The 8,282-nt window shown below is 59.3% G+C and carries 10 protein-coding genes and 1 tRNA gene; 6 read left to right on the top strand and 5 right to left on the bottom strand.

Going from position 1 to position 8,282, the window contains the following annotated elements; translation table 11 throughout:
• The 3 genes from VNZ65_RS14215 to VNZ65_RS14205 form a co-directional block, all read right to left on the bottom strand.
• On the bottom strand, window positions 1-201 hold a 201-nt coding region (locus VNZ65_RS14215; RefSeq protein WP_325670071.1), incomplete at its 3' end, for a P-loop NTPase.
• Window positions 202-375: 174 nt separating this feature from the next.
• A complete protein-coding gene (gene minC / locus VNZ65_RS14210) occupies window positions 376-1,116 on the bottom strand; it encodes a septum site-determining protein MinC (protein ID WP_325670069.1) in 741 nt (246 codons plus the stop codon).
• Between the two features lie 284 nt (window positions 1,117-1,400).
• Window positions 1,401-1,476 (bottom strand) — tRNA-Phe (locus VNZ65_RS14205).
• Window positions 1,477-1,694: 218 nt separating this feature from the next.
• Here VNZ65_RS14205 and VNZ65_RS14200 point away from each other — a divergent pair.
• The 5 genes from VNZ65_RS14200 to VNZ65_RS14180 all read left to right on the top strand — a co-directional run bounded on the left by VNZ65_RS14200 (window position 1,695) and on the right by VNZ65_RS14180 (window position 6,725).
• On the top strand, window positions 1,695-2,897 hold the full coding sequence (locus VNZ65_RS14200) for an FAD-dependent monooxygenase (RefSeq protein WP_325670067.1): 1,203 nt from the start codon (window positions 1,695-1,697) through the stop codon (window positions 2,895-2,897).
• An 11-nt stretch (window positions 2,898-2,908) separates the two neighbouring features.
• Window positions 2,909-3,628 carry a DsbC family protein gene (locus tag VNZ65_RS14195; protein WP_414649135.1) on the top strand — a complete coding sequence of 240 codons (720 nt, stop codon included), beginning with the start codon at window positions 2,909-2,911 and terminating at the stop codon, window positions 3,626-3,628.
• 36 nt (window positions 3,629-3,664) lie between these two features.
• The gene (locus VNZ65_RS14190; RefSeq protein ID WP_325670063.1) at window positions 3,665-4,264 is read left to right on the top strand and encodes a nucleotidyltransferase family protein; all 600 of its coding nucleotides are present in this window, start codon (window positions 3,665-3,667) and stop codon (window positions 4,262-4,264) included.
• 141 nt (window positions 4,265-4,405) lie between these two features.
• Window positions 4,406-4,864: a DUF3429 domain-containing protein gene (locus VNZ65_RS14185; RefSeq protein ID WP_061944368.1), complete on the top strand. Its 459-nt coding sequence runs from the start codon at window positions 4,406-4,408 to the stop codon at window positions 4,862-4,864.
• Between the two features lie 4 nt (window positions 4,865-4,868).
• On the top strand, window positions 4,869-6,725 hold the full coding sequence (locus VNZ65_RS14180; RefSeq protein ID WP_325670060.1) for a M61 family metallopeptidase: 1,857 nt from the start codon (window positions 4,869-4,871) through the stop codon (window positions 6,723-6,725).
• Window positions 6,726-6,770: 45 nt separating this feature from the next.
• Here the strand turns inward: VNZ65_RS14180 and VNZ65_RS14175 are convergent, their stop codons facing one another.
• Together VNZ65_RS14175 and grxD are read right to left on the bottom strand one after the other, a co-directional pair.
• Window positions 6,771-7,364 carry a UbiX family flavin prenyltransferase gene (locus tag VNZ65_RS14175; RefSeq protein ID WP_325670058.1) on the bottom strand — a complete coding sequence of 198 codons (594 nt, stop codon included), beginning with the start codon at window positions 7,362-7,364 and terminating at the stop codon, window positions 6,771-6,773.
• A gap of 8 nt (window positions 7,365-7,372) precedes the next feature.
• Window positions 7,373-7,684, bottom strand: coding sequence for a Grx4 family monothiol glutaredoxin (grxD, locus tag VNZ65_RS14170; RefSeq protein ID WP_061944363.1), 312 nt, complete (start codon window positions 7,682-7,684; stop codon window positions 7,373-7,375).
• 300 nt (window positions 7,685-7,984) lie between these two features.
• On the opposite strand from grxD, the gene rplU reads away from it, so the two are divergent.
• The coding region (rplU, locus tag VNZ65_RS14165) for a 50S ribosomal protein L21 (protein ID WP_325670055.1) at window positions 7,985-8,282 on the top strand (298 nt) is incomplete at its 3' end.

Below are 8,282 nucleotides of genomic sequence, written 5' to 3'. Positions count from 1 at the left end.
TTCCTTGTTGACGACGTTGATCAGGTCGTACACCACGCGCCGTTCACAGCCCATGATCAGGTCCAGGTTGCGCAGGCCGACGTCAAAATCGAGCACGGCGGTTTTATGGCCGCGCATGGCCAGACCCGATGCAAAACTAGCGCTGGAGGTGGTCTTGCCAACTCCGCCTTTGCCGGACGTAACAACGATGATTTTTGCCACGAAGAGCTCCTTTAAGCAATCTTAACCATTGCGGGACAGAGTTTATGAGCCACCGTAGCGTGGCGAGTTACTCTGTCCTCAACTGACTAGATAAAACATTCGAATTGTAATGAAAAGCTGCAAAACAAAGCGCTTGCAGCGATTCGATAAAAATTTTTGCAGCCCCAGACTCGATTAATTGCGGGACGCGGAATTGAGCGATAGTACGTCAATCCGGTCGCCGCTCAGTCGAATTTGTGCGGGCTGGCCCTTTTGTTCCGGCGGCAGGCCGTTTTCAAAAGTGCGGTAGACGCCGGCGATGGAGACCAGTTCGGCTTCCATGCTGGCGGCAAAAATCCGTGCCGAGGTATCGCCGCTGGCGCCGGCCAGCGCCCGCCCGCGCAAGGGCGCGTAGACGTGGATGCTGCCATCGGCGATGATTTCGGCGCCATTGTTGACGGTGGCGGTGATGACCAGGTCGGCGTCGCGCGCATAAATGCGTTGTCCGGCACGGATCGGCGTATCGATGATCATGGTGCTGGCGGCCGCCTTGGCCGGCGTCGCCAGCGGGGCTGGCGGCGGTGGCGGCGCTGCGGCAGGCTCCTGGCGCGCAGCCACCATCTGGTCGATGCTCAGTCCGCTGGCGAGGATGTCGGCTTCCATTTCAGTCGGCGCGTTGCGGACTGCGACTGCATTCAGGCGATACTTTTTCAGCAGCGAGACCAGTTGCGGCCAGTCTATCGGCGGCCTGTCCGTTCCCAGCGCAGCGATATCGATGACGGCAAACTCGTTGTCAAAGAAATCCGCGGTGCCCCCCGTCATTTCCTGCAAAGCTGCTTCCAGGGCCATCGGATCGGAATCATGCAAGATCGCCGAGACGGCGACCACTGTTGCAATTTTTATTTCAATCGGCTTGCGGGATTTGTTTTTGAGCATAAAGCAGTGTGGTGTCTGAGCTAAACGCGGCGAAAAGCGCCGGCGATTGGCCTATAGGAACGTTTAGACGGCAATTGGTTCGTTTTAAAGGGATATAAAATATTGTCTTGATTTGTGATCTTACCAAATCTCGGGGGGATCACAAAAAAAGGATTACCGTTTGTTGTTGCAATATCTGGTGATATACAGGGCGCCGGCAAGCCCGGCCCGAGGATTGCCCTCGTTTGAAATGACTTTGCAAATGCAAAAAGGGCTTAGCCGAAGCTAAGCCCTTTTTGATGTTTTGGTGGCCCGGGGCGGAATCGAACCACCGACACAAGGATTTTCAATCCTCTGCTCTACCGACTGAGCTACCAGGCCAAGGGACAGGAGTATAGCAAAACATTTTTGATCCGCAAAGCCCATTGTTGAATTTTTTTAAAAAAACTTTGCGAGGCCCTTTGCGGGTCGTTGCAGCCGCTCCTCGGCTGGCTGGAAACCCTTATTTCATGGCGCTCGCCAGCTGTTGCGAGCGTAATCGCTATAATGACGGCATGAAAGATACCGGATCAATCTCGAAAACCGCTGGCGCGCCGCCGATGACAAAACATCAGTGCGATATATGTATCGTCGGCAATGGCGCTGTCGGCAAGGCGGCGGCGCTTGGCCTGGCGCAGACGGGCTTGCGCGTCACCCTGCTGGGGATGGCGCCGGGCACCGTTGCAACGGCTGCGGCGGATACCTGGGACACGCGCGTATATGCGCTGAACCATGTTGCGCGGACCTTGCTGTCCACGGTCAAGGTATGGGATGCGCTTGATCCGGCGCGGATTGCCGCGGTTGACGGCATGTCGATCAAGGGCGGGACCGACAGCAGCACAGGGAGTCTGTCTTTTGATGCCTACAGTGCGCATGTCGATGCGCTGGCGTGGATCGTCGAGGACCGGAATCTCAACCAGGCTTTGGATGCCGCCCTGAAGTTTGCGTCGAATCTGCGGCTTGTCACTGGCCGCGTGCAAAGCATGCAGGCCGACGCCGCTGCCGCAACGGTGCAGCTGGAGTCGGGCGAGGCCATCAGCGCGGCCTTGGTCGTCGGCGCCGACGGTGCGCAGTCGTGGGTGCGCAGCCAGTGCGGTATCGGCATCGATTACCGCTCTTATAAGCAGCGCGGCGTGGTCGCCAATTTTTCCTGCGAGCGGCCGCATCACGGTATCGCTCATCAATGGTTTACCGAAACCGAAGGCATCGTCGCTTTGCTGCCGCTGCCCGGCCAGCGCGTGTCGCTGGTCTGGTCGGCGCCGGAGGCGCTGGCGCTGGCGTTATTGGAAGAGCCGCTGCCGCAGGTGGCGGCGCGTCTGTCGTTGCTGGCGGCAGACCAGCTGGGGCAGTTGCAGCCCTTGCAGCCGGAGCTGGCGCAAGGATTTCCTCTATCTCTGCTGAAGACGCATGCGCTGGTGGCGCCGCGCGTGGCGCTGATCGGCGACGCCGGCCACGTGGTGCACCCGCTGGCAGGGCACGGCATGAACCTGGGCTTTGGCGATGTCGCTACCCTGATCCAGGTGCTGGCAGAGCGCGGCGCCCATCGCGACTGCGGCGACGAGCGCCTGCTGGCGCGTTACGCCCGTGCGCGCAAGGAAGAGATATTATTGATGCAGATGACGACCGATGGCCTGGAGCGCTTGTTCGGGTTTGACTTCGGCCCATTGCGCCTGTTGCGTAATGCCGGGTTGAACTTGCTGGACAAGATACCAGTCTTAAAAAGACAACTGATGGCCCACGCTTTGGGTCGGACAAGCGAATAACTGGAATGACGATGAAAAAAAGCATGATGCTGGCGGCCTTGCTGGGCCTGTGGGTAAGCCTGGCTGGCGCCGAAACCTTGCAGGAAGCCGCGGTCAAGAAGCTGATCGAACCGCGCCTGGGCGAGGGCGCCAAGGTCGACGAAGTCACCAAGACGCCGTATGCCGGCTTGTTTGAAGTGCGCGTCGGCAGCGATATTTTCTATACCGATGCCGCCGCCAAATATGTATTCATAGGCCGCATCATGGATGCACAGTCGTCGCGCGACTTCACGCGTGAAAGAGTCGATGAGCTGAACAAGGTCAAGTTCGCCGACCTGCCGCTGGACCTGGCCATGAAGAAGGTCAAGGGCAATGGCAAGCGCGTGATCGCGGTGTTCGAGGATCCGAATTGCGGCTATTGCAAGCGCTTCCACAAGACGACATTGCAGGAAGTCGATAACGTCACTGTTTATACTTTCCTCTATAACATCCTGGCGGAAGACTCGTCGGTCAAGGCGCGCAACGTCTGGTGCAGCACCGACCGCAACAAGGCATGGACCGACCTGATGGTCGACGGCAAGGCCGCTGCCGCTGCCCCGGCATCTTGCCAGGCGCCTAACGACAAGGTCCTGGCGCTCGGACAAAAGCTGAATGTGACCGGCACGCCGACGATCATTTTTGCCGACGGCTCGCGCTCGCCGGGCTGGATCGATGCCAAGACCATGGAAGCAAAGTTCTCCTCGTTGAAATAATTTCTTCCCACGCAATCCCGCTGCTCACAGTCCGCTATGAGTCTTCCTATATATAGCGGCCAGATCGTCGGCCTGTTGCTGGCCGCCGGCCGTGGCCGCCGCTTCGATCCGGCCGGCATCCAGAGCAAGCTGCTGCAAACGCTGCCGACGGCCGCTGGCCGCACCGTGCTTGCCAGTGCCGCCGCTGCGCTGGCCGCGGCGCTGCCTGTGTGCATCGTGTTGCGGCCGGATATGCCGGACCAGGTCGCGCAAATTGCCGAATACCCCTGGGTGCAATGCGTAAATGCCGATGACGGCATGGCGGCTTCGCTGGCGTATGGTATACAGCAGACCCGGGAGGCGGCCGGATGGGTCATCGCGCTGGCCGACATGCCTTATGTGGAAAGCGCGACCATCCAGGCCCTGGCGACGGCGCTGCGTCAGGGCACCGACATTGCGGTGCCGACGTTCCAGGGGCGGCGTGGCAATCCGGTCGGCTTCAGCCGCCTGCACTTGTCGCGCCTGCTGGCCTTGCGCGGCGACCAGGGCGCCCGCAGCCTGCTGCAGTCGTTTCCCGTGGTCGAGGTGGCGCTGGACGATCCTGGCATACATCAGGACATCGACACCGTCGCCGATATACGACAATCCTCCTCGTGAAGCCGGGTATCGGCAGGTGTTTTCGGCGCCACGCTACCGAGGAAGCGCCGAGTTGGCGCAATCCCGCTACACTAACGTCTTTTTTGCGCAGCCGCGGCGGCCCATGCTTTCCGCCAGCCCATTTGACGTTATCCTGACCAGATGAACCCACATTTCCTGAACAAACGCATTATTCATTTACTCGGCTATGCCGGGCTGATTCCGTTCGTGCTGCTGACGCTGGCGAGCTGGCTGGTCAGTGTCGACTGGCTGCGCGATTTCATCCGCGGCCAGCTGGCATACGGCATTGCCGCGCTGTCTTTCCTGGGCGGAATCCACTGGGGCGCGGTGGTGCTGCGCGCCAACCTGTCCGCCGATCACACCCGCAAAGCCTTGATCTGGGGCGTGGCGCCGACCATCATTGCCTGGTTCTCGACCATGGCCGGCGGCTTCGGTTTCGCCTTGCTGATCGCCGGCTTCATCGCCGCTTACCAGGCTGACAAGCGCCTGTTTCCATGGTACGGCTTGCCGTCCTGGTTTATTGAATTGCGTTTCAGGCTGACCTGCGTCGCGGTGGCGGCGCTGATGCTGACCGTGATTGCCGGTAACGTTCGAGGATAAGAAGATGAAAAAGAATACCAGTAGAAAATCAGCTGCTAAAACCGGCAGCGGCGCACTGTCATACAGTATTGTCGCCGCCGACCCGGCCGCCCATCTGTTCGCCGTGACCTTGACGATTGCCGATCCGGCTGCCGTCGGCCAGATCGTCGCCTTGCCGGCGTGGATCCCGGGCAGCTACATGATCCGCGAGTTTGCCCGCAACATCGTGCAGATCCGCGCCGAATCGAATGGCCGCAAGATCGCCTTGCGCAAAATCGACAAGCATTCCTGGCAAGCTGCGCCCTGCGACGGTCCGCTGACCTTGCACTATCAGGTCTACGCCTGGGATCTGTCGGTGCGTACCGCGCATCTGGACCAGACCCATGCATTCTTCAACGGCACCAGCGTTTTCCTGCGCGTGGTCGGCCAGGAGGATGTTGCGCATGTGGTCGATATCCAGCGGCCGCAAGGCGAGGCTTATGAAGCATGGCGCATCGCCACCGCATTGCCGACGCTGAAAGCCAAGCGCGGCGCCTTTGGCAGTTATGTTGCCGCCAACTACGACGAGCTGATCGACCATCCTGTCGAAATGGGCACTTTCCAGCTGCTCAGTTTCAAGGCGCATGGCGTGCCGCATGAAATGGCGATCACCGGCAATGTGCCGAATCTCGATCTGGCGCGCTTGAGCGCGGACCTGAAAAAGATTTGCGAAACCCAGATCGCCTTTTTCGAACCGGCCGGCAGCAAGTTCTCCAAGCGCGCGCCGATGGAGCGCTATGTATTCATGACGCTGGCGGTCGGCGACGGTTATGGCGGCCTGGAGCACCGCGCATCGACGGCCTTGATCTGTGCGCGCGCCGACTTGCCGGTCAAGGGGCAGCCGGAGATGAGCGACGGCTACCGTACTTTCCTGGGCCTGTGCAGCCACGAATACTTCCATACCTGGAACGTCAAGCGCATCAAGCCGGCGGCTTTCGCACCTTACGACCTGCAGGTTGAAAACTACACGCCGTTGCTGTGGCTGTTCGAAGGCTTCACCAGCTATTACGACGACCTGATGCTGTTGCGCAGCGGCCTGATCGACCAGGCAGCGTATTTCAAACTGATCGAAAAAACCGTCAATGGCGTCCTGCTCGGCAGCGGCCGCCACAAGCAAAGCGTGGCGGAGTCCAGCTTTGACGCCTGGGTCAAATATTATCGCCAGGACGAAAACGCGCCGAATGCGATAGTCAGCTATTACACCAAGGGTTCGCTGGTGGCGCTGGCTTTGGACTTGACCATCCGCAGCGAAACCAAGGGCAAGAAATCGCTGGACGACGTGATGCGCGCCCTGTGGCAAAAATACGGCCGCGATTTTTATGCCGACAATGCCTTGAGCGGCCGTGGCGTCAGCGAAGCCGCGGTCGAAGCCTTGTTCGACGAAGTCACGGGCCTCAAGCTGAAGCGCTTCTTCGACCGCTACGTGCGCGCCACCGATGATTTGCCGCTGGCGAAACTGCTGGCGCCGACCGGCATTGTGGTGGCCGATCAGCGCAAGCCGGGCAAGCCTTCGCTGGGCGTGCGCATCGCTTACAGCGGCAGCGATTGCAAGTTGGCCAATGTGTATCACGGCGGCGCCGGCCATCGCGCCGGATTGTCGGCCGGCGATGTGCTGGTGGCGATCGACGGCATCCGGGTGCCGGCCAAGCTGGATGTCTTGCTGGCGCGTTATCGGGTCGGGGATACCATTACGATCCACGCATTCCGGCGCGACGAGTTGCTGGTATTCAGCGTCCGCCTGCTGGCGGACAGCGCGCCGCAGGTCAGCCTCGATGCCGCAGCCAAGCCGGCGCTCGGCACGGCCATGCGCAGCGCCTGGCTGACCGGGCGCAACAGCCGTTAGGTTTTCGCAGGCGATAAAAAAAACCGGGCTGTGCGCCCGGTTTTTTTATTCCGCTTTCAAGCCGTTCCAGCGTGGCGTCAGCGCATGTTCGATCGCAAACAGGTCCAGCACCCGCCCCAAGGTATGGTCGACCATCTCCGCAATGCTTTGCGGCCGGTGATAAAACCCCGGCAGCGGCGGAAAAATGATGCCCCCCATTTCGGTGACGCTGGTCATGTTGCGCAGGTGCGCCAGGTTGAACGGCGTTTCGCGCACCATCAGGACCAGGCGCCGGCGTTCCTTGAGGACTACGTCGGCGGCGCGGGCAATCAGGTTGTCCGACAGGCCGTGGGCCACCGAAGCCAGGGTTTTCATGGAGCAGGGGGCAACGATCATGCCGTCGGACTGGAACGAGCCGCTGGCGATGGAAGCGCCGATGTCGCGCACATTGTGCACCACGTCGGCCAGCGCTTCGACCTGCTTGCGGCGCATCTCCAGCTCCTGGTGCAGGTTCAGCACGCCGGCGTCGGAAATCATCAGATGGCTTTCGATGCCAGGCAGTTCACGCAGCAGCTGCAGCAGCCGCACGCCATAGACGACGCCGGTGGCGCCGGTGATGGCGACGATCAGGCGGCGTGGTGGCGGGCTGGCCGGGACCACGGGCGGTCTCAGGCCTTCAGCAAGGTTTGCAGTTCGCCGGATTCGAACATCTCATTCATGATGTCCGAGCCGCCGACGAATTCGCCGTTGACGTAAAGTTGCGGGATGGTAGGCCAGTTGGAGTAATCCTTGATGCCTTGCCGCACGACCGGGTCTTCCAGCACATTGATGGTGACGATGTTTTCAGCGCCGCTGGTTTTCAACAACTGGATGGCGCGGCCGGAAAATCCGCATTGTGGGAACTGCGCGGTTCCTTTCATGAACAGCACCACTGGGTTGCTGGTCACGGTTTCCTTGATCCACGCTTGTACATCGCTCATGGCAATACCTTAAAAAGTTTCAGAATACCGCCATTATATGAAAAAGGCCGCTTGGCTGCTGGTGAGTCTGGCCTTGCGAGGTTGCTGAGAGCTTCCCTTCGGCCGAAGTTGCCGGAGGGAAGCATGGAAGTGTGGTGAATTCCGCACTTGTCAAGAGTTTTTGACGAAAAGCCCGAGTCCATGTACAATCTCAGGTTCTCCCGATTCCGCCCAGCGATTTAGCACGTGTTTGTCGCTGACCATGGTGTTTTAGGAAAGAAAATTTTTTAATAGTCTTCAATCATTTCGATGAGGTTTCATATGTACGCGGTCATAAAAACCGGTGGCAAACAATATAAAGTTGTTGCCGGCGAAAAACTCAAAATAGAACAGATACCTGCAGACATTGGCACCGAACTCACTATTGATCAAGTGCTTGCAGTTGGCGCTGGCGATTCCCTGAAATTCGGGGCGCCATTGGTCGAAGGTGCTACGGTGTCGGTTAAGGTATTGGCGCAAGGTCGCCACGATAAAGTCAAGATCTTCAAAATGCGTCGTCGTAAGCATTATCAGAAGCATCAAGGCCATCGTCAAAATTACACCGAAATTCAAATCGTTT

Origin of the sequence: Collimonas sp. (assembly GCF_035566555.1) — a bacterium.
Taxonomy (GTDB): domain Bacteria; phylum Pseudomonadota; class Gammaproteobacteria; order Burkholderiales; family Burkholderiaceae_D; genus Collimonas.
The sequence above is the reverse complement of the archived record's forward strand: the minus strand, read 5'-3'. Positions and strand labels throughout refer to the sequence as shown.